General features: G+C 64.6%; 20 protein-coding genes, 6 tRNA genes and 1 pseudogene. 12 read left to right on the top strand and 15 right to left on the bottom strand.

The genetic code is table 11. The annotated features are described in order from the left end of the window. Window positions 1–15: 15 nt before the first annotated feature. The gene (locus QPK31_RS17220) at window positions 16–219 is read right to left on the bottom strand and encodes a hypothetical protein (RefSeq protein WP_290424130.1); all 204 of its coding nucleotides are present in this window, start codon (window positions 217–219) and stop codon (window positions 16–18) included. Between the two features lie 106 nt (window positions 220–325). On the opposite strand from QPK31_RS17220, the gene cueR reads away from it, so the two are divergent. Next, window positions 326–715: a Cu(I)-responsive transcriptional regulator gene (cueR, locus tag QPK31_RS17215; protein WP_290424129.1), complete on the top strand. Its 390-nt coding sequence runs from the start codon at window positions 326–328 to the stop codon at window positions 713–715. A gap of 77 nt (window positions 716–792) precedes the next feature. Here cueR and QPK31_RS17210 read toward each other — a convergent pair. The 5 genes from QPK31_RS17210 to QPK31_RS17190 all read right to left on the bottom strand — a co-directional run bounded on the left by QPK31_RS17210 (window position 793) and on the right by QPK31_RS17190 (window position 1,593). After that, window positions 793–877, bottom strand: a tRNA-Leu gene (locus tag QPK31_RS17210). A gap of 111 nt (window positions 878–988) precedes the next feature. Then, a tRNA-Leu gene (locus tag QPK31_RS17205) sits at window positions 989–1,073 on the bottom strand. A gap of 111 nt (window positions 1,074–1,184) precedes the next feature. Next, a tRNA-Leu gene (locus QPK31_RS17200) sits at window positions 1,185–1,269 on the bottom strand. Window positions 1,270–1,346: 77 nt separating this feature from the next. Then, window positions 1,347–1,431: transfer RNA gene (locus QPK31_RS17195), tRNA-Leu, on the bottom strand. 77 nt (window positions 1,432–1,508) lie between these two features. Next, window positions 1,509–1,593, bottom strand: a tRNA-Leu gene (locus tag QPK31_RS17190). 441 nt (window positions 1,594–2,034) lie between these two features. On the opposite strand from QPK31_RS17190, the pseudogene rnr reads away from it, so the two are divergent. The 5 genes and pseudogenes from rnr to QPK31_RS17165 all read left to right on the top strand — a co-directional run. Beyond that, window positions 2,035–4,251 (top strand): annotated as a pseudogene (gene rnr / locus QPK31_RS17185) (ribonuclease R); the annotation flags it as partial. Between the two features lie 1,211 nt (window positions 4,252–5,462). Further along, complete coding sequence (gene rlmB / locus QPK31_RS17180; protein WP_290424128.1) at window positions 5,463–6,197, top strand: 23S rRNA (guanosine(2251)-2'-O)-methyltransferase RlmB; 735 nt, start codon at window positions 5,463–5,465, stop codon at window positions 6,195–6,197. 134 nt (window positions 6,198–6,331) lie between these two features. Beyond that, complete coding sequence (locus QPK31_RS17175; RefSeq protein ID WP_290424127.1) at window positions 6,332–7,843, top strand: hypothetical protein; 1,512 nt, start codon at window positions 6,332–6,334, stop codon at window positions 7,841–7,843. Between the two features lie 93 nt (window positions 7,844–7,936). After that, window positions 7,937–8,680, top strand: coding sequence for a serine O-acetyltransferase (cysE, locus tag QPK31_RS17170; RefSeq protein WP_290424126.1), 744 nt, complete (start codon window positions 7,937–7,939; stop codon window positions 8,678–8,680). 7 nt (window positions 8,681–8,687) lie between these two features. Next, window positions 8,688–9,368, top strand: a complete 681-nt coding sequence (locus QPK31_RS17165; protein WP_290424125.1) for a YceH family protein — start codon at window positions 8,688–8,690, stop codon at window positions 9,366–9,368. 3 nt (window positions 9,369–9,371) lie between these two features. Here QPK31_RS17165 and QPK31_RS17160 read toward each other — a convergent pair whose 3' ends face one another. From QPK31_RS17160 to QPK31_RS17125, 8 genes are all read right to left on the bottom strand, one after another. Then, window positions 9,372–10,241, bottom strand: a complete 870-nt coding sequence (locus tag QPK31_RS17160; RefSeq protein WP_290424124.1) for an alpha/beta fold hydrolase — start codon at window positions 10,239–10,241, stop codon at window positions 9,372–9,374. A gap of 41 nt (window positions 10,242–10,282) precedes the next feature. Further along, window positions 10,283–11,038 (bottom strand): hypothetical protein, encoded by a 756-nt coding sequence (locus QPK31_RS17155; RefSeq protein WP_290424123.1) that lies wholly within the window; start codon window positions 11,036–11,038, stop codon window positions 10,283–10,285. A gap of 10 nt (window positions 11,039–11,048) precedes the next feature. Beyond that, window positions 11,049–12,035: a hypothetical protein gene (locus QPK31_RS17150; protein ID WP_290424122.1), complete on the bottom strand. Its 987-nt coding sequence runs from the start codon at window positions 12,033–12,035 to the stop codon at window positions 11,049–11,051. Continuing rightward, a complete protein-coding gene (locus QPK31_RS17145) occupies window positions 12,032–12,889 on the bottom strand; it encodes an ABC transporter ATP-binding protein (protein WP_290424121.1) in 858 nt (285 codons plus the stop codon). The genes QPK31_RS17150 and QPK31_RS17145 overlap by 4 nt, the downstream gene beginning before the upstream one ends. After that, window positions 12,886–13,254 (bottom strand): GntR family transcriptional regulator, encoded by a 369-nt coding sequence (locus QPK31_RS17140; protein WP_290424120.1) that lies wholly within the window; start codon window positions 13,252–13,254, stop codon window positions 12,886–12,888. The genes QPK31_RS17145 and QPK31_RS17140 overlap by 4 nt, the downstream gene beginning before the upstream one ends. A 344-nt stretch (window positions 13,255–13,598) precedes the next feature. Then, window positions 13,599–14,357, bottom strand: a complete 759-nt coding sequence (locus QPK31_RS17135) for a UDP-2,3-diacylglucosamine diphosphatase (protein WP_290424119.1) — start codon at window positions 14,355–14,357, stop codon at window positions 13,599–13,601. 37 nt (window positions 14,358–14,394) lie between these two features. Then, entirely contained in the window at window positions 14,395–14,889 is a 495-nt protein-coding gene (locus QPK31_RS17130) for a peptidylprolyl isomerase (protein ID WP_229435185.1), read from the bottom strand. Window positions 14,890–14,939: 50 nt separating this feature from the next. Beyond that, window positions 14,940–15,515 carry a peptidylprolyl isomerase gene (locus QPK31_RS17125; protein ID WP_374045823.1) on the bottom strand — a complete coding sequence of 192 codons (576 nt, stop codon included), beginning with the start codon at window positions 15,513–15,515 and terminating at the stop codon, window positions 14,940–14,942. A gap of 295 nt (window positions 15,516–15,810) precedes the next feature. On the opposite strand from QPK31_RS17125, the gene cysS reads away from it, so the two are divergent. The 6 genes from cysS to QPK31_RS17095 all read left to right on the top strand — a co-directional run bounded on the left by cysS (window position 15,811) and on the right by QPK31_RS17095 (window position 21,973). Continuing rightward, window positions 15,811–17,211, top strand: a complete 1,401-nt coding sequence (gene cysS / locus QPK31_RS17120; RefSeq protein ID WP_290424118.1) for a cysteine--tRNA ligase — start codon at window positions 15,811–15,813, stop codon at window positions 17,209–17,211. After that, window positions 17,211–17,897 (top strand): DNA-3-methyladenine glycosylase, encoded by a 687-nt coding sequence (locus QPK31_RS17115; RefSeq protein ID WP_290424117.1) that lies wholly within the window; start codon window positions 17,211–17,213, stop codon window positions 17,895–17,897. The genes cysS and QPK31_RS17115 overlap by 1 nt, the downstream gene beginning before the upstream one ends. Window positions 17,898–17,986: 89 nt before the next feature. Next, a complete protein-coding gene (locus tag QPK31_RS17110) occupies window positions 17,987–18,964 on the top strand; it encodes an acetyl-CoA carboxylase carboxyltransferase subunit alpha (protein WP_290424116.1) in 978 nt (325 codons plus the stop codon). Window positions 18,965–18,987: 23 nt separating this feature from the next. Then, window positions 18,988–20,403: a tRNA lysidine(34) synthetase TilS gene (gene tilS / locus QPK31_RS17105; RefSeq protein ID WP_290424115.1), complete on the top strand. Its 1,416-nt coding sequence runs from the start codon at window positions 18,988–18,990 to the stop codon at window positions 20,401–20,403. A 129-nt stretch (window positions 20,404–20,532) separates the two neighbouring features. Next, a complete protein-coding gene (locus QPK31_RS17100; RefSeq protein WP_290424114.1) occupies window positions 20,533–21,780 on the top strand; it encodes an aspartate kinase in 1,248 nt (415 codons plus the stop codon). A gap of 100 nt (window positions 21,781–21,880) precedes the next feature. Next, window positions 21,881–21,973 (top strand) — tRNA-Ser (locus QPK31_RS17095). Window positions 21,974–22,043: 70 nt separating this feature from the next. Here QPK31_RS17095 and QPK31_RS17090 read toward each other — a convergent pair. Beyond that, window positions 22,044–22,634, bottom strand: a complete 591-nt coding sequence (locus QPK31_RS17090) for a hypothetical protein (RefSeq protein WP_290424113.1) — start codon at window positions 22,632–22,634, stop codon at window positions 22,044–22,046. Between the last annotated feature and the right edge of the window lie 99 nt (window positions 22,635–22,733).

Here is a 22,733-nt window from a genome sequence, read left to right as displayed (position 1 = left end):
AGAACGAGCAGCCTATTATTTAGCAACGATGAGCTTTTCGCAACGGGCGTCCCGATACGGGCCGGTGGCGCGTTCCCAGCCGGAGCCGAGCGGGGTTTGCGAACAGGCCAGCGCACCGTTGGCCTTGCTGCGCCACTGGAACCAGGGAGCGGGCTTGGCCAGGGCGCTGGCGCAGACGGCGGCGACAAGGCAGCCGCAGACGAACGATGAGATTTTCATGTGAAGCCGAGCATAGCACAGGCCGCTCTCAGCCATCCGTTCTTGTGCTTCCCATGATGGGAAGGTGTATGCTTTTCGCTCGACTGGAGAACAAGGAATGGACAGCATGAATATCGGCGACGCCGCCCGCGCTTCTAGCGTATCGGCCAAGATGATCCGCCATTACGAATCGATCGGCCTGATTGGCGCCGCGCGCCGCACCGATGCCGGGTATCGGGTGTATTCGGCGCAAGATGTGCAGGTGCTGCAATTCATCCACCGCGCCCGCGCGCTCGGCTTTTCGCTGGACCAGATCCGCGATTTGCTGGCGCTATGGCAGGACAAGGGCCGTGCAAGCAGCGACGTGCGGGCGTTGGCGCGTGCACATATCGATGAATTGAACCGCAAGATCGCGGAAATGGAGGCGATGCGGCGTACGCTCGAGCGGCTGGCGGCGTCATGTCATGGCGATAGCCGGTCGGATTGCCCGATCCTGGATGACCTGGCGGCGCAATAGGGAAGTAGAAATGAAAAACGCCGCAAACCTTGGATAAGGATTGCGGCGTTTTGCACCGGATAACCGGGAAAAGCCTTTGGTGCCCACGGAGGGACTCGAACCCCCACACCTCGCGGCACATGGACCTGAACCATGCGCGTCTACCAATTCCGCCACGTGGGCCCTACGGTACTGCTCAATACTGCTAACACTGATCTACCTTCCGCGTGGGCACGGAGTGCCCACCCTACGATCAATGGTACTGCTTACTGCTGCGGTTTGCTGCCAGTAGAGTGGTGCCCACGGAGGGACTCGAACCCCCACACCTCGCGGCACATGGACCTGAACCATGCGCGTCTACCAATTCCGCCACGTGGGCCCTACGGTACTGCTCAATACTGCTAACACTGATCTACCTTCCGCGTGGGCACGGAGTGCCCACCCTACGATCAATGGTACTGCTTACTGCTGCGGTTTGCTGCCAGTAGAGTGGTGCCCACGGAGGGACTCGAACCCCCACACCTCGCGGCACATGGACCTGAACCATGCGCGTCTACCAATTCCGCCACGTGGGCACTGATGCTGCTAACTTCATTTTTGCGTTACCTTGACGGTATCGCGGTACAACAAACTGCGGAGTACTGCCAGTAGCTGGTGCCCACGGAGGGACTCGAACCCCCACACCTCGCGGCACATGGACCTGAACCATGCGCGTCTACCAATTCCGCCACGTGGGCACTGATGCTGCTAACTTCATTTTTGCGTTACCTTGACGGTATCGCGGTACAACAAACTGCGGAGTACTGCCAGTAGCTGGTGCCCACGGAGGGACTCGAACCCCCACACCTCGCGGCACATGGACCTGAACCATGCGCGTCTACCAATTCCGCCACGTGGGCATTGTTACTGCTTGCTGCTCATTTACTGCTTTACTGCTGAAGCTGATACAATATCAGGCTTTCCTATTTTTCGCTAGATCAACTTTCGCTGTCTTACGTAGAACCTCCTGATGCTGCACCTTCTTTTTCTTTCGCTTCAACATGTGTCGTTGCGAGAGAGCCGAGATTATAGCGGAAGGATTGCAAAAGTCAAAGACTCTCCTGCAAGGGTATAACGGACCCTGCAGCACACAGAAATGACCGCACCGAAATGACCGACAAAGCGCCGGCCCATTTCCCTGGCTAATCAGCCCGCGTCCCAATTCGCTCTATATAGCGCCACGCAGCACGCTTCGTTAGGCGAATCACCCGGTCCTCCGTTACACTACGCCTGTCAAGGTGTCAATCCAACCATGGTGCCGGCCGCTCCGGCGCTTATACAGAAGAATTCAAGAAACCGATTTGAAGCAACCTACTCATACTATTCCTAGCCGCGAGGAAATCCTCGGCGTCTTCCGCGATGCCGGTACCCCACTCGACGCGGCCACTCTCGCCCGTGCCCTGAAGGTCAAGCCCGCCGCCCAGGAAGTCCTGGGACGCCGCCTGAACGCCATGCAGCGCGACGGCCAGATCAACGCCGGCGACGACGGCATCTATTCGCTGGCCGACAGCGGCGGCTTCATCGCCGGCCGCATCGCCGCGCACCGCGACGGCTTCGGCTTCGTGATCCCCGAGGAACCCGGTCCCGATCTCTTCCTGAACGACAAGGAAATGCAGAAAGTGCTGCATGGCGACCGCGTGCTGGCCAAGGTGGTCGGCACGGACCGCCGCGGCCGTCCGGAAGGCACCATCGTCGAGGTCGTCGAACGCGCGAATACCCATATCATCGGCCGCCTGCTGAACGAAGGCGGCGTCTGGATCGTGGCTCCGGAAGACCAACGCATGAACCAGGACGTGCTGGTTGCCGGCGGTCCGGGCAAGGCGAAAGCCGGCCAGGTCGTGAGCGTGGAACTGATCGAGCAGCCGGCGCGCTTCCAGCAGCCGACGGGCCGCATCGTCGAAGTGCTCGGCGAGCTGGACGACCCGGGCATGGAAATCGAAATCGCCGTGCGCAAGTTCGGCGTGCCGCACGTGTTCTCGCCAAACGCGCTGAAGCAGGCCAACAAGCTGCCGAACGAAGTGCGCGACCCGGACCTGATGGACCGCGTCGATTTGCGCGACGTGCCGCTGGTGACCATCGACGGCGAAGACGCGCGCGACTTCGACGACGCCGTCTACTGCGAACCGGTCAAGCTGGGCCGCGAGCGCGGCTACCGCCTGCTGGTGGCGATCGCCGACGTCAGCCACTACGTCAAGCCGAACGATTCGCTCGACGCCGACGCCATCGAGCGCAGCACCTCGGTGTATTTCCCGCGCCGCGTGATCCCGATGCTGCCAGAGAAGCTGTCGAACGGCCTGTGCTCGCTGAACCCGGCCGTCGACCGCCTGACCCTGGTCTGCGACATGGTCGTGACAGCCAAGGGCGAAGTCACGGCTTACCAGTTCTATCCGGCCGTGATCCACTCGGCCGCGCGCCTGACCTATAACCAGGTCGCCGCCGTGCTGGCCGATCCGCAAGGCGAGGAAGCGCAAGCGCGTCCGGCCATCGTGCCGCACCTGCTGAACTTGAACGAAGTCTTCCACGCCCTGCTGGGCGCGCGCCAGGAACGCGGGGCCATCGATTTCGAGACTACCGAGACCTACATCGTCTGCAACCCGATGGGCAAGATCGAGAAGATCATCCCGCGTACCCGCAACGATGCGCACCGCCTGATCGAGGAGTGCATGCTGGCCGCCAACGTGTGCGCCGCCGACCTCCTGATCCGCCACAAGCACCCGGGCACCTTCCGCATCCACGCGGTGCCGACCGAGGAAAAGCTGAACCAGCTGCGCACCTTCCTCAAGCAGACCGGCCTGAACCTGGGCGGCGGCAACAAGCCGAGCGCCTCGGACTACGCCGCCGTGATGCGCGAGATCAAGGAGCGCCCGGACGCGGCCCTGCTGCAGACCATGCTGCTGCGCTCGATGCAGCAAGCCGTCTACAGCCCGGACAACGTCGGCCACTTCGGCCTGGCCTACGAGGCCTATGCCCACTTCACCAGCCCGATCCGCCGCTATCCCGACCTGCTCACGCACCGTGCGATCAAGGCGATCTTGCTGGGCAAGCGCTACGAGCCGAAGGGCCTGGACGTGTCGAAGCTGAACACGACCGTCTCGAACGCCACCCGCAAGCAGGCGGCGAAAGACAAGGCGGAAGGCAAGGCGAAGAACGAAAAAGACCTGACCATCTGGGACGCCCTGGGCGTGCATTGCTCGGCCAACGAGCGCCGTGCCGACGAAGCCTCGCGCGACGTCGAGAACTGGCTGAAGTGCTACTTCATGCAGGACAAGCTGGGCGAATCGTTCACCGGCACCGTGGCCGGCGTGACCACTTTCGGCATCTTCGTGCAGCTCGACGAGCTGTACGTCGAAGGCCTGGTGCACGTCACCGGCCTGGGCCAGGATTACTTCCAGTACGACGAGGCGCGCCACCTGCTGCGCGGCGAGCGTACGGGTAAAACCTTCGGCCTGACCGACCGCGTGACGGTGCAGGTGGCGAAGGTCGACCTGGAAGCACGCAAGATCGACCTGGTGCTGGCGGACGGCGCGAGCGTGAGCGAAGCCCCGGCGCAGGCGCGCCAGCCGGCCCATGCCGACGAAGGCAAGCGCAAGGCCAAGTCCGACATTGCGCGCGACGCCAAGCCGGTGCAGGCGAACGGCAATGGCTCGCGCCTGCAGTTCGACGACATGTTCGAGGCCAAGCCGGCCGGCAAGGGCAAGCGTTCGCGCCGTGCCCGCAAGGAAGCGGCGGAACTGGCGCGCCAGCAGGCAAACGGCGGGCGTGCTCCAGAGCCGCAGGCCGACACCGATGCCGAGACCGCGCCTGTCGAAAGCACCGGCAAGAGCAAGAACAAGCGTTCGCGCAGTGCGCGCCGCAGGGCAGCGGCGGAACGCCAGGCAGCCAGTGCGCAGGCGGCGACCATGCAGCCAGTGACTATGCAGCCGGTAAATGCGCAGCCATCGAATGCGCAGCCGGTCCAGGACGCACAGGTGTACAAGGTCGAGGCGCCGCAGCAGCCCGAGGCGGTTGCACAGCCAGCAGCCAAGCCGGCGCGCAAGGCGAAAGCCAAGCCAGTGCCGGTGGAAGTGGCCGTTCCCGCCGTGGCGCCAGCCCCGGTTGAAGCGGTGGCGCCAGCCGAAGCCCCAGCCAAACCGGCGCGCAAGCGCAAGGCCGCCGCTGCATCGGCCCCGGCCGAGCAGGTGGAAGCCGTGCGTGCGCCGGTCGCCCCGGCAGCGTCGCAGCCTGTAGAGGCCCCGGTGGCCGCAGCACCGAAGCGCACCCGTGCCGCCAAGGCTGTCAAGGCTGTGCTGGAAACCCCGGCCCCGGTGCTGCCAGCCGAGACCGTGGCCGAGGCGGCGCCGGTTGCCGCCAAGCGCACACGCCGCACCAAGGCGGCGGACGTGGCTGCGCAAGCCGCCGAGGCGTCGCCTGGCGCGTCGCCTAGCGCGTCGCCTGGCGTCGCCGAAGCCATCGCCGCAGTCGAGGCGCCGGCCAAGCCGCGCCGCACGCGCGCCGTGAAAGCGGCAGTCGCCGTGGAAGCGGTCGCTGCCCCGGCAGCCGAGCCGGAAGCCAAACCAACGGCGAAGCGTCCAGCGAAACCGGCAGCGAAAGCTGCGGCGAAGCCTGTCGCACAACCAGTCGCACAACCCGCAGCAACCCCGAAGAGCGCCGCCGCCAAGAGCAGCGCCAAGAAGAAGCCGGCCGCCGAGGCCGACACCGCATCCAAAACGAGCAAGAAAAGAAGTAAAGCATGAAGAATAAAATGATTTTCGGTTTCCACGCGGTGACGTCGCGCCTGCGCCATGAAGCCCAGTCCGTGGAAGAAATCTTCGTCGACGCCGAGCGCAACGACGCACGGATGAAGGCCCTGATCGCGAACGCCAAGGAAGCCGGCGTACGCGTGATGCCGGTCGAAGCCAGCCGTCTCGACAAGATCGTCGGCACCCGCCGTCACCAGGGCGTGATCGCTTTCGCCAGCCAGCTGGCGCTGGCGCGCAACCTCGACGAGCTGCTCGATGCCATCGAGGGTCCGCCGCTGCTGCTGATCCTGGACGGCATCACCGACCCGCACAACCTGGGCGCCTGCCTGCGCGTGGCCGACGGCGTCGGCGCGCACGCGGTCATCGTGCCGAAGGACCGTGCGGTCGGCCTGAACGCCACCGCGGCGAAGGTCGCCAGCGGCGCCGCCGAGACCGTGCCCTACATCACGGTCACGAACCTGGCGCGCACCATGCGCGACCTGAAGGAGCGCGGCATCTGGCTGATCGGCACCTCGGACGACGCCGACAAGGGCCTGTACGAAGCCGACTTCACCGGCCCGATCGCGCTGGTGATGGGTTCGGAAGGCGAGGGCATGCGCCGCCTCACCCGCGAAACCTGCGACCTGCTGGTCAACATCCCGATGCTCGGTTCGGTCGAGAGCCTGAACGTGTCGGTGGCCTCGGGCGTCTGCCTGTACGAGGCACGCCGCCAGCGCGGCATCTGATGGTGCGCGCCGCGCGGCGCGTTTGCGGCATCTCCCACCGATGCCGTTAAGTTGTCTCTCGGCAACTTGATCGTTTCCCATGGTCGCATAATGGGGCTTCCTTCCGAAGTCCATGCGTCCATGCGGAGCCGTTCATGACCACGTTCTATCGTCCCTCGGGCCGGGTGCCCGCCACCCTGCTGCCTGTCTTCCTGCTGGCCCTGCTGGCGCTCCTGCCGCTGGCCTCGGCCTATGTCTGGCTGATTACCCGCGCACCGCTGGTGATCAATGTCTTCCTTGCCTTCTGCTATGCCGGCTGCGTCGGCATCCTGGCGAGCGTCGTCGCGGCGCGTGCCAAGGTGCGCAACCCGGAATGGATGCGCAGGGCGGGCATCGTGCTCGCGCTCGCCGCCTGGTATTGCCAATGGGCGGCATGGATCGCCGTCACCTCGGTGCGCGAATCGCCGCAGTTTGCCGGCATGGCGCCTGCCGGCCTGTTCTGGAGCACGCTCGCCGATCCGATCGCGATGGCGCGCTTCATGTTCGAACTCGCAACGAGCGGCAGCCTGCACCTGGGCCAATGGCGGGTGCCGGCCGTCGTGCTGGCCCTGATCTGGCTGGGCGAACTAGGGATCCACGTGCCGATGGCGCCGGCGCTGGGCCGCATGCGCGCGCAGCAGCCGTTCTGCGAGGCCTCCGGCGCCTGGGCAAAGGAGATCACGGTGCCGCAGCGCTTTGCGCCGCTGGACGACGAGGACGTGCAGGCGCTGCTGGACGATCCGGCCGGCCTGGCCCGGAACCTGCATCCGGTGCCGGCGGATGCGGCCGATTACGCCGAAGTGCTGCTGTACCGCTGCCAGGAAAAGGGCCCCTACCTTTCGATCATCGCCATCGCGACCCACGAGGGCGAGCGTGGACGCAGCGAGCAGAAGAAAACCCTGCTGTTCGAGTACCTGCGCCTGGACGGCGTGGACCTCGACGCGCTGCTCGCGCGCTGGGCCGCGGCGGGGCAGGGCGCGCAAGAGCAGCCGGTGCCGCCGGCGCTGGCCGCCGCGCTGGCCCACCTCCAGGACGATCGCTATGCCGAAGCGCTCGCCGCCGCTGCGGCGCATACCGGCGCAGCCGATCCCGCGCTGCGTGCGGACGCACTGCGCATCTGCGCCATCGCCTGCTCGCGCCTGGCGCGCTGGAGCGAGGCGCTGGCCTACTGGCGCGATCTGTTCGGCGAGGAAGACTCGGCGCACAATGCCCTGCAGGTGGCGACCAGCGCCGTCATGGCCGGCCAGCTGGCCCTCGGCGTCGAATGGATCGACACCTGCTCGGCGCGCAACGCAAGTACCCGCGACATGCCGGCCATGCAGATCCTGACCGCCTTCGTCACCGCACTCGGCCACGCCGGCGAGCGCCATGCCGCCATGCCCTATCTGGAGCAGATCCGCCAGCTCTATGCCGATCTCGGCAACACCGATTCGACCTTCCTGCACCTGCGCGGCCTTCCTTTCTTCAGCGCCTTCCTGGCCAATACGCGGCCTTTCGTGCACGCGGTGCTCGGCGACGAACGCGGCCGCGAATGGTATGCCGCACTCGGCCCCAGCCTGGATGCCGGCGGACGCCAGGAACTCGACGCCTGGCTGCAGGCCGAGTTCGGCGAGGAAGTGCCGCACTGAAGCGCGCGGCGGCCGGCGTGGAAAACCGGCCCTCGCCAAGCACACGGCGCGCGGATAAGCTACCATTGCCGCTGTTTCGCTTATGTATTGATTATGTTTTCCTTCCTGCGCGAAGATATTCGCAACATCATCGAACGCGACCCGGCCGCCCGTAACGGCTGGGAAGTGCTCACCTGCTATCCCGGCCTGCACGCCATCGTCCTGCACCGCTGGGCGCATGCCTGCTGGCGCATGAACCTGAAATGGCTGGGGCGCTTCGTCTCGCACATCGCGCGCATCTTCACCGGCATCGAGATCCACCCCGGCGCCACCATCGGCCGCCGCGTCTTCATCGACCACGGCTTCGGCGTGGTGATCGGCGAGACCGCCGTGGTCGGCGACGACTGCACCATCTACCAGGGCGTGACCCTGGGCGGCACCACCCTGGTGGCCGGCACCAAGCGCCATCCGACGCTCGAGCGCGGCGTGATCGTCGGCGCCGGCGCCCAGGTACTGGGCGCGTTCACGGTCGGCGAGTTCGCCAAGATCGGCTCGAACGCGGTGGTCGTGAAACCGGTCCCGGCCGGCGCCACGGCGGTCGGCAACCCGGCCCACATCATGCGCAAGGAAGACCAATCGCAGTCGAGGAGTGCACGCATGTTCGCCGCCTATGGCGTCACGCCGAACGGCGACGACCCCTTGTCGAAGGCCCTGCGCGGCTTGATCGACCACGTGGCGCGCCAGGACGAGCAGCTGGAACGCCTGACGGCGACCATCAAAGCGGCCGGCATCGCCTGTCCGAACGTGCGCGAGGGTGATAAACTCGATTCGGCCGAACTGAACCGGCTGGTCGACTGAGGAACCGATGACTGAAGAAACCAAGGATGTGCTGGATCCGTTCGAGATCCGCGTGCTCGCGGTGCTCGCCGAAAAGGAAGCGCTGACGCCCGATAACTACCCGATGTCGCTGAACGCGATCGTCACCGGCTGCAACCAGCTCTCGAGCCGCGACCCGGTGATGCAGCTGTCCGAGGACACTGTCCAGGACACCCTGCAGCGCCTGATCGAACGGCGCCTGGTGAACGGCATCACCCAGGCCGGCGCGCGCGTGACGAAGTACGAACACCGCATGCGCATCAAGTGGACGCTGGAGCAGGACAAGGTCGCGGTGCTGACCGTGCTGATGCTGCGCGGCCTGCAGACGGCCGGCGAGATCCGCACCCGCACCGGGCGCCTGCACGAATTCAAGAGCGTCGGCGAGGCGGAAAGCGCGCTGCAGTTCCTGATCGATAAATACCCGCCGCTGGTGGCGAAGCTGGAACGCGCTCCGGGCACCAAGGAATCGCGCTATGGCCAGCTGCTGGGCGGCGAGATTTCGACCGCGCGCGATGATTCAGCTTTCGGCGCGGCCTTTGGCGCCGCCGCCAGCCCGGCAAGCGCGCCGGGCAGCCGCGTCGGCCAGCTGGAAGCCGAAGTGGCGGCCCTGCGCGCCGAGGTCAGCGACCTGAAGGCCCAGTTCGAGGCCTTCCGCCAGCAGTTCCAGTAAGCTTCAGCGCCCTGCCTGCGCCCCGGCCCGGTCGGCCGCGGCGATCACCTTCTTCACGGCCGCAATCACCAGCTCGGGCTCTTCCAGCTGGATGTTGTGGCCGCTCTTCGACGTCAGCACCTGCGAACCACGGCTGAACTGGCGCACGAAGTCCGCATGCAGCTTTTCCTTGATGGCCACGGCCTGCGGCGTCTCCAGGAAGAATTCCGGCTTGTCCGCCTGCTGGGTCGAGGTCAGCACCACGACCGGCACGTCGGGCAGCTTGCCCGCGAAGGGCAGCTTGCCGCTGTCGAGCACCGGCTGCAGCAGCTGCAGTTCGGGCTGGAACTTGGGCGGAACGATGGCCGCAAAGGCGCGCTCGTCGGCCGCCGCGCGTTCGGCGTCGAGCCGGCGCAGGGCGGGGTTGAAGCCTTCGTCGCTCGGGTCGACCAGCACCATGCCGGCCACCTGTTCCGGGTGGCGCGCGGCGAAGGAACGCACCAGCAGGCCGCCATACGAATGCCCGACCAGCACGAAGGGCGGCGCCAGCTTGGCGCTGGCGATCAGCCCCTCCAGTTCGAGCGTGCTTTGTTCGATCGTGCGCGGCTCGGGCCGGGCCTCGGACATGCCGTGGCCGGCGCGCGAATAGGCCACCGCGCGCGCCGACTTCGCCACTTCCGGCGCCACCTTGCGCCAGGCGCGCAGGTCGGTGCCGAAGCCGGATTCGAAGATCACGGTGTAGCGGCCGCTCCCCAGGCTGGCCATCTGCATGTGATACGGCCTGGCGCCGACAGCGATTTGTTCGCTGGCCAGGGTGGCGGGCGCTTGCGCCTGGGCCAGGGCGCAGCAGCCCAGGGCCGCGGCGGCAAGCAGGGTAGGGAACAGGTTCTTCATCGTCGTCTCTTTTCGTTCTATGTGATGCGTGATGTGGCGCTTCAGGGCGCGGGTGCCCCCGGCGCCGGCGCAAACTCCAGTTCGACCAGCGCATCGTCGCCCCAGGACGTGTCGCCCAGCGCCACGCTGAAGCGGTCGCCGTCGGTTTTCAACAGCTTGCTGCGGTTTCCCTCTTGCAGGATCGCCCCGACCAGCGGCGCGTCGCTGTCGAAGCCCCAGTCCGGCATCGCTTCCTTGTGCGTGAAATTGCACCAGTCGCGGGTCAGCAGGAGGCTGTTGATCGTCAGCACCCAGAACAGCGGAATCTCTTCCTTGGCGATGGCGACCATGGTCTTGCATTCCAGCCGCAGGTCGCCCAGGCGCCGCACGTTGGCCGGCAGGCCAGGTGTGCGCACGTCGGGATGGATGCGGTAGAACTTGCGCTTCTGGTTCAGCACGACTTCGCCGTGCGCATCCTCGGCCGCTTCGCTGCGCGGCACGCTGAAGCGGTGGCTGGCGTCGAGGTCGAGCGGCAGGATGAAGTCATGGTCGCCTTCGATCCGCACGCGCGGCGCTTGCGGCAGGCCGGCGCCGCCGCGCGGCCGGATCCGGAAGCGCAGCTCCGCCACGTTCGGCGCCAGCGCGTGGTGCTGGTCGAAGCTGTCCAGCCCGGCCAGCACGGCCTTGTAGGTGTGGATCTCCGGGTTGCGGATCGCGTTGACCTTCACGGTATCCGGCTCGTCGATGCCCGGCACGGCGGCCGCCGGGCCAGCGGCGAGCAGGGCGGCCAGGGCACAAGCGGGAAGGGCGCGGCGCACGATCGTCCCCTCAGCCTTCATCGCGCCAGCGGCGCAGGCGCACGGCGCCGAGGATCATCGCCACCCCGGCCGCCGCGCCGACCCACAGTTCCGGCCGCGCCAGGCTGCCCCAGGAAGCGCCGAGCACCGACAGCAAGTCCACGCCGTGCCCGCCGTTGACCGGCATCGCGGTGCCGCCGTCCATGAACCAGGCGCCGGGCACCAGGCCGAGCAGCAGGGTCTCGAGCACGTTGTTGACGATCCAGTCGGCGTGGATGGTGCTGCCGTACAGGGCCAACAGGTAGTCCATCCATTTCAGCAGGACGGCGACGATCAGCGGCAGGCCGACGGCCCACAGGAAAACCTTCGATTTCGCCCAGCTCGACACCAGCAGCAGCCAGCCGGCGGTCGGCAGCGCCCACAGCACATACACCGGGATCATGGCCAGCAGGTAGACCGGCGACAGGTAGAGGTTGACGTTGCTGAGCACCGGGCCGAACAGGTTCACGCCCTGGGCGCTGACGGCGACCCCGGCCAGCATCAGGATCAGGAAGGCGGCCGCGCTGGCGATGCCGACCGTGATCACCGGCGCCAGCACCAGTCCGGTCAGCAGTTTCGACAGCACCGTCGTCGAGTCGGAAATCGGCAGCGACTTCCAGAACAGGATGCTGCGGTCGCGCCGGTCGTCGTAGAGCGCCGCGAGGAAGTAGAAGAAGGCGACCGTCGGCAGCACGATGAAGACCGGGGCGCCGACCGCGATGTAGTTATTCGCGGCCACGCTGGCCATCTCGGTGCGGCTGTGGCGCGTGGCCAGGTCCGCCATCTGCGAACGGTGCACTTCCTCGCCGCCGACGCGCACCGTGATGCTGTCGCCGTTCATCCTGCCGCTGGAGACGCCGTAGCCGACCACGCCCGCCACCAGCACCACCATGATCACCGCCGCGATCAGCGGCGCCCACACGAAGCCGCCCTTGTGTTCCCAGAACTCGCGGCGCAGCAGCCATTTCATCGTATTCATGCGTAGGTTCCTTTCATCGTTGCCACGAACAGGTCGGCCACGCTCGGATTGCGCGTTTCGCCGAGGGCGGCCAATTGGGCGCGCGAGACGCCGTCGAACAGCATTACCGACTTGCCGAACACGGTGCGCTGGTCGATCGGCTGCAGCGCATTCGCCGCGTTCACCTTGTCGGCCGGGACCATGACTTCGACATAGCGCTCGCCGACTTCGTCCATCGAGGCGGCCAGCACGATGCGGCCGTCGCGGATGAACATCAGGTCGGTCAGGATGTGCTCGACTTCCTCGACCTGGTGGGTGGTGATGACAATGGTCTTGTTCTCGTCAAAATAGTCTTCCAGCAGGTTCTGGTAGAACTGCTTGCGGTACAGGATATCCAGGCCCAGGGTCGGCTCGTCGAGCACGAGGAGCTTGGCGTCGATGGCCATCACCAGCGCCAGATGCAGCTGGACGATCATGCCCTTCGACATCTGCTTGACCTTCATCTCCGGTTTCAGCCGGGTATTCGCGATGTAGCGCTCGGCGCGGCTGCGGTCGAAGCGCGGGTGGATGCCGGCCACGAAATCGACGGCGTCGCGCACCCGCAGCCAGCGCGGCAGGATCGCCACGTCGGCGATGAAGCAGACATCCTGCATCAGGGCGTCGCGCTGGGTGCGCGGGTCCAGGCCCATCACGCGCAACTCGCCCTCGAAAGGAATCAGGCCGAGGGCCGCCTTCAGGGTGGTGGTCTTGCCGGAACCGTTGGGGCCGATCAGGCCGACGATGCGCCCGGCCGGAATCTCGAAGTCGATGCCGTCCACGGCGGTCTGCTTGCCGTACTTCTTGGTCAGGTTTTTCGCGGAGATGACGGCGTTCATGCTGTTCCTCCCGGCTGCGCGGTGTGCAGCAACTGCTCGACGCTCAGGCCGAGCTGGCGGATGCGCTCGACCATGGCCGGCCATTCCTCGCTCAGGAAGCGCTCGCGTTCGCTTGCGAGCAGTTTCTCGCTTGCTCCTTCGGTAACGTACATGCCAATTCCCCTTCGTTTTTCTACTAGGTTTTCGTCGACCAGCTCCTGGTAAGCCTTGGAGACGGTGATCGGGTTGAGTTGGTATTCGGCCGCGATCTGGCGGACCGAGGGCAGGGCGTCGCCGGCTTTCAGGACCCCGTCGAGCATCATGCCGATGACGCGGTCCTTCAACTGGCGGTAGATCGGTGCGTTGTCGTTCCAGCCGATGTTCATGTCCGGCCTCCCTGTCGTGCTGCCTTGGCGGCTCCCTGCAGCGCTACATGTTTCTGCATGTCTGGCTCCTGGTGGATGAATGCGTTGGTGTTGTAGTGGAGTATGACACCAGCATTCCAGTCAACGAGCGGAATGCGACGAGCTGCATAAAAACGGGGGTATACGGCAGGAATGGCGCGCTGGGCCGTGCGATGGCCGCGGCCTGCGCGGCGCCAGATGCGATGGAATGGGCACGACGGATCCTCTTGCGCGGGCTGTGAACCAGCTGGCAATGATAGAGGATTTGCTTGCGAGAAAACTAACGAACTATTGCCAAAAGCAAATTATTTTATCGGAGCGGGGATTCAGGCCGGCCGGCCGTCGAGTCCGCAACGCTGGATGGCACCGTCGCCGTCGATGGCGATCCAGCCGCCGCGCGCCGGTTCGGCATCCAGTTCCCAGTCCGGCAGCACGTAGCGCAAACGCGCGCCGTGCCGGTGAACGGCGGGGCGGTGGGTGTGTCCGTGGATCAGCACCTGCGCACCGGTAGCGTCGAACACGGCCTCGATGGCATCAGGCGTGACATCCATGATCGCGTAGGACTTGGTGGTGTGGGCTTCGCGGCTGCCTTCGCGCAGGCCGGCGATGATGGTCTTGCGCTGCGCGAGCGGCATGGACAGGAATTGCCCTTGCCAGGCTTTCTCTCGCACCATGGCGCGAAATTCCATGTATTTGGTGTCGAGCGTGCATTCGGCGTCGCCGTGCACGAGGGCGATGCGCTGGCCGCCAATATCGATGACGTACGGTTCCTGCAGCAGGGTCAGCCCGGCGGCATCGGCAAAGCCTTGCCCGACCAGGAAGTCGCGGTTGCCGGCCATCCAGAACAACGCGACGCCGTCGTCGGCGAGCGTACGCAATGCGGCAACGATGCGGGCGTTGAAAGGCGTGTCGAGATCGTCGTCGCCGGCCCAGTATTCGAAGATGTCGCCCAGCAGGTAGAGCTGGCGGGTCTGGCGCCCGTGTTCTTCCAGGAAGCGGAAGAAGGCATCGAGGGTGCGCGGATGGGATTCCTGCAGGTGCAGGTCGGAAATGAAAAGCGCGAGCGTGCGCGCGGGAGTGGACATGGTGCTGGTGTTCTGGTTCCCGCGCGCCTGTTACTGATTACTGAACGACTTCGATCTTCTCGATGATGACCGGCTCGGCAGGCACGTCGGAATGCATGCCCGAACGCGAGGTGGCGACGGTGTTGATGGCGTCGACGACTTCGGTGCCCTGGGTGACTTTGCCGAACACGGCGTAGCCCCAGCCGTCCTGGCCCGGGTAGTTCAGGAAGTCGTTGTTCTTGGTGTTGATGAAGAACTGGGCCGATGCCGAGTGCGGCGCCGAGGTACGGGCCATGGCGATGGTGTACTTGTCGTTCTTCAGGCCGTTCTTGCCTTCGTTTTCGACGGTGGCGTCGGTGGCTTTCTGTTTCATGCCCGGCTCGAAACCGCCGCCCTGGATCATGAAGTCCTTGATCACGCGGTGGAAGATCGTGTTCGTGAAGTGACCTTGTTCAACGTATGCCAGGAAGTTGGCAACGGTCTTGGGCGCCTTTTCGGCGTCCAGCTCGACGGTGATGTTGCCCTTGTTGGTGGTCATGAGTACGGAGGTCATGTAGTGTCCTTTTCTGATGAAATGCGAATGGGATGCGAAATGTGCAACCGTTATTTTACAAGCTTATCGCCGGTGAGGATGGTCGCGTTCTGAATCACCACCGGCACGACCGGCACATTCTGCATGCCGCGCACGTCGTCGACCATCACATTCTTGATCTTGTCGACCGTTTCCTGGCCCTTCACCACGCGCCCGAACACCGCGTAACCGTGGCCATCCTGGCCCGGATAATCGAGGCCGGCATTGTCGTTGGTGTTGATGAAGAACTGCGAGGTGGCCGAGTTCGGATTGTCGGTGCGCGCCATGGCCACCGTGTACGGCTTGTTCGACAGCCCGTTCCGGGCTTCGCTGGCGATCGGTTTGCGCACACCCGGCTTGTCGATCAGTTTCTCGGTGTAGCCGCCGGCCTGGATCATGAAGTCGGTAATGACGCGGTGGAAGACCGTGCCTTTATAGAAGCCAGACTTCACGTATTGGAGGAAGTTGGCGGTGCTTTTCGGCGCCTTTTCCTGGTCGAGTTCGATGACGATCTCGCCCATCGTGGTTTTCAGCGAAACCTGGGGATTCTCGAAGGCGAGGGCGCTGCCGCAGAGCATCAGGGCGGCGCCGGCGGCGGCCACCTGCATCAGCAGGCGGCGGGGTGGGTGGGCAAAGCTGGTCTTCAAAGGCGTCTCCTCGGTGGACGTGGCGCAAAGCCGTGTCAAGTCTTTTGCAGAAAAATAAACCTGAGCCGTAGGCGGCCAGTCGGGATTTTATCAATGCTATACTTTGCGCAGAACGTCCCATTCTATCAAGAAGAACAACAACGAGGGTCTTGACGATCTCGACGCAAAGCACCACCTCCCGGCGCGCGCTCCTTTTGGTGCTGTGCCCGGCCTTCGCTTGCTCGGGTGTCCCGTCCCCTCAGTTTCATCATCACCAATGAGCCAATTAAAGATCTACAACACGCTGGCGCGCGAAAAACAGGTATTTGTCCCGATGGAGGCCGGCAAGGTCGGCATGTATGTCTGCGGCATGACCGTCTACGACTACTGCCACGTCGGCCACGCGCGCATGATGATGGCCTTCGACGTCATCTACCGCTGGCTCATGGAATCCGGCTACGAGGTCAAGTATGTCCGTAACATCACGGACATCGAAGACAAGATCATCAAGCGCGCCGGCGAAAACGGCGAAACCATGTCCTCGCTGGTGAACCGCTTCACCCGCTACATGGACGAAGACACCGAGGCGCTGGGCATCCTGCCGCCGAACTTCGTGCCGCGCGCCACCGAACACGTGCCGGGCATGCTGTCGATCATCGACATGCTCGAAGCGAAAGGCCTGGCCTACCGCAGCGACGACGGCGACGTCAACTTCGCCGTGCGCGATTTCGACGGCTACGGCAAGCTGTCCGGCAAGTCGCTCGACGACCTGCGCGCCGGCGAGCGCGTCGACGTGAACACCGGCAAGCGCGATCCGCTCGACTTCGTGCTCTGGAAAGCCGCCAAGGAATCCGAACCCGAGGAAGCGAAGTGGGATTCGAAATGGGGACGCGGCCGCCCGGGCTGGCACATCGAGTGCTCGGCCATGTCGTGCGCGCTGCTGGGCGAACATTTCGACATCCACGGCGGTGGCCAGGACCTGCAGTTCCCGCACCACGAAAACGAGATCGCCCAGAGCGAAGGCGCGTTCGGCGGCCCGATGGTGAACTACTGGATACACAACGGATTCGTGCGCGTGGATAACGAAAAGATGTCCAAGTCCCTGGGCAACTTCTTCACCATCCGCGACGTGCTCAAGAAATACGATGCCGAAGTCATCCGCTTCTTCATCCTGCGCTCGCACTACCGCAGCCCGCTGAATTACTCGGACGTGCACATCGACGACGCCAAGGCCGCGCTGACGCGCCTGTACACGGCGCTCGCCGACATCGACCTGGGCAGCGCGCCCGTGGCGGTCGACTGGGACGAGGAACACGCCGTGCGCTTCCGCGAAGCGATGGACGACGACTTCAACACGCCGCTGGCCGTGGCCGAGCTGTTCGACCTGGCAAGCGAAGTCAACCGCACCAAATCGGTGGGCACCGCGCGCCAGCTGAAGGCGCTGGCCGGCGTGCTCGGCCTGCTCGAACGCGCACCGCAGGACTTCCTGCAAGCCGGCGTGGGCGCAGGCGAGGGCGGCCTCGACGAAACCCGGATCGCTACGCTGATCGCGCAGCGCGCCGCCGCCAAGAAAGCGCGCAACTTCGCCGACGCCGACCGCATCCGCACCGAACTGACTGCCGCCGGGATCATCCTCGAAGACAAGCCAGACGGCACGACGAATTGGCGCCGCGCATAATGGCAGCCGAACAGGACAAGGGCGGACTCGGCGCACCCGCGCCGGAACTCGACGTTCCCGCGTACTGGGCCGAGGCCAAGGCGGAGCTGATGCGGCGCGACCGCATCATGAAGCGCCTGATCCCGCAGATCGGCGACATGCACCTGAAGGGCCACCCCGACCCGTTCACGACGCTGGCGCGTTCCATCGTCGGCCAGCAGGTCACGCCGAAAGCCGCCGACGCCGCCTGGACCAAGCTCGGCCTGGCCTGCCCGAAACTGACCCCGGCGCAAGTGATCAAGCTCGGCGCCGAGGGGCTGGCCGCCTGCGCCCTGTCGAAGCGCAAGACCGAATACATCCTCGACCTGGCCGACCACTTCAAGGCCAAGCGCGTGCATGCGAACCTGTGGTCGCAGATGGACGACGAGGCCGTCATTGCCGAGCTGGTCCAGATCCGCGGCATCAGCCGCTGGACAGCCGAGATGTTCTTGATATTTAATCTGCTCCGGCCGAACGTCCTGCCCCTGGATGACGCCGGCCTGATCCAGGGCATCAGCCAGAATTATTTTTCCGGCGAGCCGGTTTCGCGCAGCGATGCGCGCGAAGTCGCAGCCAATTGGGAACCCTGGCGCACCGTTGCCACCTGGTACCTGTGGCGCAGTCTCGACCCCGCAAATGGGGCCGATGGCGCGTCCGATACGGTCTAGGCTGCGGTAGAATAGCGCCGAAACAGGCACCGAGTGCCGCCGCCGGCCCCATCGCATGGGGCCCGGCACAGAACAACCCCGGAGGTACAATGACTAAAACAACTTTCCTCAGCTTCGAGCAGCCTATTGCCGAGCTCGATTCGAAAATCGAAGAGCTCCGCTTCGTCCAGGACGATTCGGCCGTCGACATTTCGGAAGAAATCGACCGCCTGGCCAAGAAGAGCCAGCAGCTGACCAAGGATATCTACGCCAAGCTCACGCCATGGCAAGTGTCGCAGATCGCGCGCCACCCGCAGCGTCCCTACACCATGGACTATGTGAACGCGATCTTCACCGACTTCCACGAGCTGCACGGCGACCGTACCTTCGCCGACGACCAGTCGATCATCGGCGGCCTGGCCCGCTTCAACGGCCAGGCCTGCATGGTCATCGGCCACCAGAAGGGCCGCGATACGAAGGAACGCGCGATGCGCAACTTCGGCATGCCCAAGCCCGAAGGCTACCGCAAGGCCATGCGCCTGATGAAGCTGGCCGAAAAATTCAACCTGCCGATCTTCACTTTCGTCGACACCCCGGGCGCCTTCCCCGGCATCGACGCCGAAGAGCGCGGCCAGTCGGAAGCGATCGGCCATAACCTGTACGTCATGGCCGAGCTGAAAGTGCCGCTGATCGCCACCATCATCGGCGAAGGCGGTTCCGGCGGCGCGCTGGCGATTGCCGTCGGCGACGCGGTCCTGATGCTGCAATACGCCACCTACTCGGTGATCTCGCCGGAAGGCTGCGCCTCGATCCTGTGGAAGACCTCGGAACGCGCCTCGGACGCCGCCGATGCCCTGGGCCTGACCGCGCACCGCCTGAAAGCCATGAACGTGATCGACAAGATCATCACCGAACCGCTGGGTGGCGCCCACCGCGATCCGAAAGGCATGGCGCAGATGCTGAAACGCGCCCTGGCCGACACCCTGCGCCAGTTCCAGGGCATGAAGACCAAGGACCTGCTCGAAGCCCGTCACGCGAAACTGATGGCCTACGGTAAGTTCAAGGAAACCCTGCCGACCGAAGAATGATCGGTCTTTCATAGAGAGTTGCAGTGAGCGGTTCTTCAGCCGGGCAAGTCCCGGCCATTGTCGCGCGCGCCCTGGCGGCGCTGCGCGACCAGTTTTCCCCTTCCTCCATCGCCATTGCCTGTAGCGGCGGCCTCGATTCCATCGCCCTGCTGCACCTGGCTTCAAGCTGGTGCCGCCAGCACGGCATTTCCCTGTTCGCTTTCCACGTCCATCATGGCCTGAGCCCGAACGCGGATGGCTGGCTGGCGCAGGTCGAGACCGTTGCCGGCGCGCTCGGCGCCACCGTCGACCATCGCCGCGTGGCGGTGGAGCAGGGCGGTTCCGGCATCGAGGCGGCCGCACGTAAACTCCGTTACCGCGCGCTAGGCGAGATGTGCCGCGCGCATGGCGTGCCGCTGCTGCTGACCGCCCACCACCTTGACGACCAGGCCGAGACCGTGCTGCTGCAGTTGCTGCGCGGTTCGGGCCCGGCCGGCTTGTCGGGCATGGATGCGGCCAACAGCGCGCCCGAATTGCTGGGCAATCCCGACCTGGTGATGGCGCGCCCGCTGCTGCCGCTGGCGCGCGCCGAGCTGGAAGCCTATGCACACGCGCACGGCCTGGCCTGGGTCGAGGATGAATCGAACCTGGACCCGCGCTACGCCCGGAACGCCTTGCGTCACACGGTGATGCCGGCGCTGGCCCAAGCCTTCCCCGGTTTCCAGGCGCGTTTCGCGCGCAGTGCGGCCCATGCGCAGTCGGCCCAGCGCCTGCTCGACGAGCTGGCCGAGCAAGACCTGGCGGCCAGCCTGGTGGACGGCGCCGTCGACGTGGCGCGCCTGCGCGGCATGTCGCTCGACCGCGCCTACAACATGCTGCGCCACTGGTTTCGCCGGCAAGGCCTGGCGATGCCGTCGACCGCCTGGCTGGTCGAGATGGTGGCGCAACTAATCGAGGCGCGCCACGACGCCCAGCTGCTGGTCACGCATCCGGCCTGCCACATCCGGCGCCACCGCGACCGCCTGTATATCACGCCGAAGCTGGCCGACCTGGCCGGCATGCGCGATCCCGACGACGAAGGTGTGATCGAGAAGCTGGGCGAAAGTTTCCGCTGGAATGGCGAAGCGTCACTGGCCTTCCCGGCCTACGGCGGCGTGCTGCATTTCGAACCGGCCGAGGTTGGATTCGACGCGGCCTGGCTGCGCGCCCAGCCGCTGGTGATCGACTTCCGCAAGGGCGGCGAGCGCCTGAAGCTGGCGGCCAACCGCCCGACGCGCGGCTTGAAAGCGCACTACCAAGCAGCCGACGTGCCGGCCTGGGAACGGGCGCGCCTGCCGATCGTCAGCAGCGGGAAGGATCTCCTGTTTGCGGCGGGCCTGGGCATGGATTGCCATCACTTCGGAAGCGAGGAAAGCGAACGCATCGCCCTGCGCTGGGAGACGACGGCAGCCGGGTTGTAATGCGTAAAACGTATTACTTTATTTTCATTCCGTATAGCTTTTCCGACTCCCTCTCTTGTGATTTTGCGATGCAGCATGCTAGAGTGAGTGTTCCCTTTTGATCTTTTACAAGCTGGAAAGCTTACAGTTATGGCTTTAATTGTCCACAAATACGGTGGTACGTCGATGGGCTCGACGGACCGTATCAAGAACGTTGCGGCCCGCGTCGCCAAGTGGCATGACGCGGGGCACCAGATCGTCGTGGTGCCGTCGGCCATGTCGGGCGAAACGAACCGCCTGATCGGCCTGGCCAAGGCCATCATGGACCAGCCCGACCCGCGCGAACTGGACATGATCGCCTCGACCGGCGAGCAGGTATCGGTGGGTTTGCTGGCAATGGCGCTGCTGGCCATGGGCAAGGACGCCGTGTCCTATACCGGCTGGCAAGTCGGAATCCGCACCGATTCCTCGTTCACCAAGGCGCGCATCCAGTCGATCGACGACACGCGCGTGCGTGGCGACCTCGAGGCGGGTAAGATCGTCATCATCACCGGCTTCCAGGGCGTGGACGAGCAGGGCAACATCTCGACCCTGGGCCGCGGCGGTTCGGATACCTCGGCCGTGGCGATCGCCGCCGCGCTGAAGGCCGACGAATGCCTGATCTACACCGACGTGGACGGCGTCTACACGACCGACCCGCGCGTGGTCGACGAGGCGCGCCGCCTGGAAAAGATCACGTTTGAAGAAATGCTGGAACTGGCCTCGCTCGGATCGAAAGTGCTGCAGACGCGCTCGGTCGAGTTCGCCGGTAATTACCAGGTCCCGACGCGCGTACTGTCGTCGCTGACCGATCCCCTGATGCCATTGGCCGAGGAAGCCAAATCGGGCACCCTGATTTCGTTTGAGGAAGAAACCAACATGGAACAAGCCGTCATCTCCGGTATCGCTTTTCACCGTGATGAAGCCAAGATCACCGTCCTCGGCGTGCCGGACAAGCCCGGCGTCGCCTTCCACATCCTGGGCCCGGTGTCGGACGCCAACATCGAAGTCGACATGATCATCCAGAACCAGTCGGTGGACGGCAAGACCGATTTCACCTTCACCGTCTCGCGCGGCGACTACCAGCGCGCGCTGGCGGTACTGGAGAGCCAGAAGGAAGTGCTGGGCTACACCCGCGTCGTCGGCGATGCCAAGGTCTCGAAGGTCTCGGCCGTGGGCGTGGGCATGCGCAGCCACGTCGGCGTCGCTTCGCAGATGTTCCGCACCCTGGCGGACGAGAACATCAACATCATGATGATCTCGACCTCCGAGATCAAGATTTCGGTCCTGATCGACGAGAAATACATGGAGCTGGCCGTCCGTGCCCTGCATAAAGCTTTTGATCTGGAGAAAGCTTAACTTTTTTCATATTTTTGCCCGCGCTTCCTTGACCAAACGGGGCGTGGCCATTAATATGCCTGCACTCAGCGACAACGAGCAACATTGTTAAGAGCTGATTGGAGACGTGGCCGAGTGGCCGAAGGCACATCCCTGCTAAGGATGCATACGGCTTATACCCGTATCGTGGGTTCGAATCCCACCGTCTCCGCCAAGTATTGAAGAAAAAAGCCACCGCAAGGTGGCTTTTTTCTTTCGTTCGCCGCTTTCGCTGCCGCGACTGCTCAAAGCGCCTGCTGCGCCCTGTTCTTTTTCTCCTGCTCGGTATCCGACACGGTCTGCTTGAACGATTTCATCAGTGCCTTGGTCGCATAGGTGACGGTCATGTCGAATGACATGTGTGGTGCGTTGATGTCGATATAGGTGTCGCCTTTCTCGTATCTTGCCGAGCCGTAGTTCATGAAATCGTCGACCTTGTTGCTCACGAGTTTGTACTTGCCCGAGAAGAGCTTCATCATGCCTTTCGGATTCTTCGCGAACGTCATCTCGACCGCCACCAGGACGTTCGAACGATCGAAGAGGTAGTCGACGCGTTTCAGTCCTTCCAGGCCGGCTTCGCTGCCGTCGGTCTGCCATTGCGCGCCGCCGGAATACCTGTTGGTTCCGGTTCGCTCGGGTTTCGGCGCGAGCCGCGCGACATCGGCCGTGGTCGCCTTGCCGATTTCCAGTCCGAGCGGCGCGGCATTCGCCGGCGCGGCCGCATGCGCAAAAGTGGGAGCGGCCAGCAACATGGCGCCGGTAACGATTGCTTGCTGAAGCAGTTTCAAGATGTTCATGGTATCGAAAAGTGGTGGTTGAAACGGTTGTGAGGGCACACGGTGCGCGCTGTCTGGTGACGGGCATGTGTGCGGGTTTGCCAACCCGACCAGATAGGACTACAAGGCCGGGTGTGTGTCGTTGACAGGTGTCATGAT

The organism is Massilia sp. YIM B02769 (assembly GCF_030411995.1).
Classification (GTDB): Bacteria; Pseudomonadota; Gammaproteobacteria; order Burkholderiales; family Burkholderiaceae_D; genus Telluria.
Note: the sequence above shows the minus strand (reverse complement) of the source record. Positions and strands in the feature narration are given on the sequence as shown.

Excerpts from the sequence above, each read along its gene's own strand:
- QPK31_RS17220 (WP_290424130.1), bottom strand. The coding sequence starts at position 219 with ATGAAAATCTCATCGTTCGTCTGCGGCTGCCTTGTCGCCGCCGTCTGC.
- cueR (WP_290424129.1), top strand. The coding sequence starts at position 326 with ATGAATATCGGCGACGCCGCCCGCGCTTCTAGCGTATCGGCCAAGATG.
- rlmB (WP_290424128.1), top strand. The coding sequence starts at position 5,463 with ATGAAGAATAAAATGATTTTCGGTTTCCACGCGGTGACGTCGCGCCTG.
- QPK31_RS17175 (WP_290424127.1), top strand. The coding sequence starts at position 6,332 with ATGACCACGTTCTATCGTCCCTCGGGCCGGGTGCCCGCCACCCTGCTG.
- cysE (WP_290424126.1), top strand. The coding sequence starts at position 7,937 with ATGTTTTCCTTCCTGCGCGAAGATATTCGCAACATCATCGAACGCGAC.
- QPK31_RS17165 (WP_290424125.1), top strand. The coding sequence starts at position 8,688 with ATGACTGAAGAAACCAAGGATGTGCTGGATCCGTTCGAGATCCGCGTG.
- QPK31_RS17160 (WP_290424124.1), bottom strand. The coding sequence starts at position 10,241 with ATGAAGAACCTGTTCCCTACCCTGCTTGCCGCCGCGGCCCTGGGCTGC.
- QPK31_RS17150 (WP_290424122.1), bottom strand. The coding sequence starts at position 12,035 with ATGAATACGATGAAATGGCTGCTGCGCCGCGAGTTCTGGGAACACAAG.
- QPK31_RS17145 (WP_290424121.1), bottom strand. The coding sequence starts at position 12,889 with ATGAACGCCGTCATCTCCGCGAAAAACCTGACCAAGAAGTACGGCAAG.
- QPK31_RS17140 (WP_290424120.1), bottom strand. The coding sequence starts at position 13,254 with ATGAACATCGGCTGGAACGACAACGCACCGATCTACCGCCAGTTGAAG.
- QPK31_RS17135 (WP_290424119.1), bottom strand. The coding sequence starts at position 14,357 with ATGTCCACTCCCGCGCGCACGCTCGCGCTTTTCATTTCCGACCTGCAC.
- QPK31_RS17130 (WP_229435185.1), bottom strand. The coding sequence starts at position 14,889 with ATGACCTCCGTACTCATGACCACCAACAAGGGCAACATCACCGTCGAG.
- QPK31_RS17125 (WP_374045823.1), bottom strand. The coding sequence starts at position 15,515 with ATGCAGGTGGCCGCCGCCGGCGCCGCCCTGATGCTCTGCGGCAGCGCC.
- cysS (WP_290424118.1), top strand. The coding sequence starts at position 15,811 with ATGAGCCAATTAAAGATCTACAACACGCTGGCGCGCGAAAAACAGGTA.
- QPK31_RS17115 (WP_290424117.1), top strand. The coding sequence starts at position 17,211 with ATGGCAGCCGAACAGGACAAGGGCGGACTCGGCGCACCCGCGCCGGAA.
- QPK31_RS17110 (WP_290424116.1), top strand. The coding sequence starts at position 17,987 with ATGACTAAAACAACTTTCCTCAGCTTCGAGCAGCCTATTGCCGAGCTC.
- QPK31_RS17100 (WP_290424114.1), top strand. The coding sequence starts at position 20,533 with ATGGCTTTAATTGTCCACAAATACGGTGGTACGTCGATGGGCTCGACG.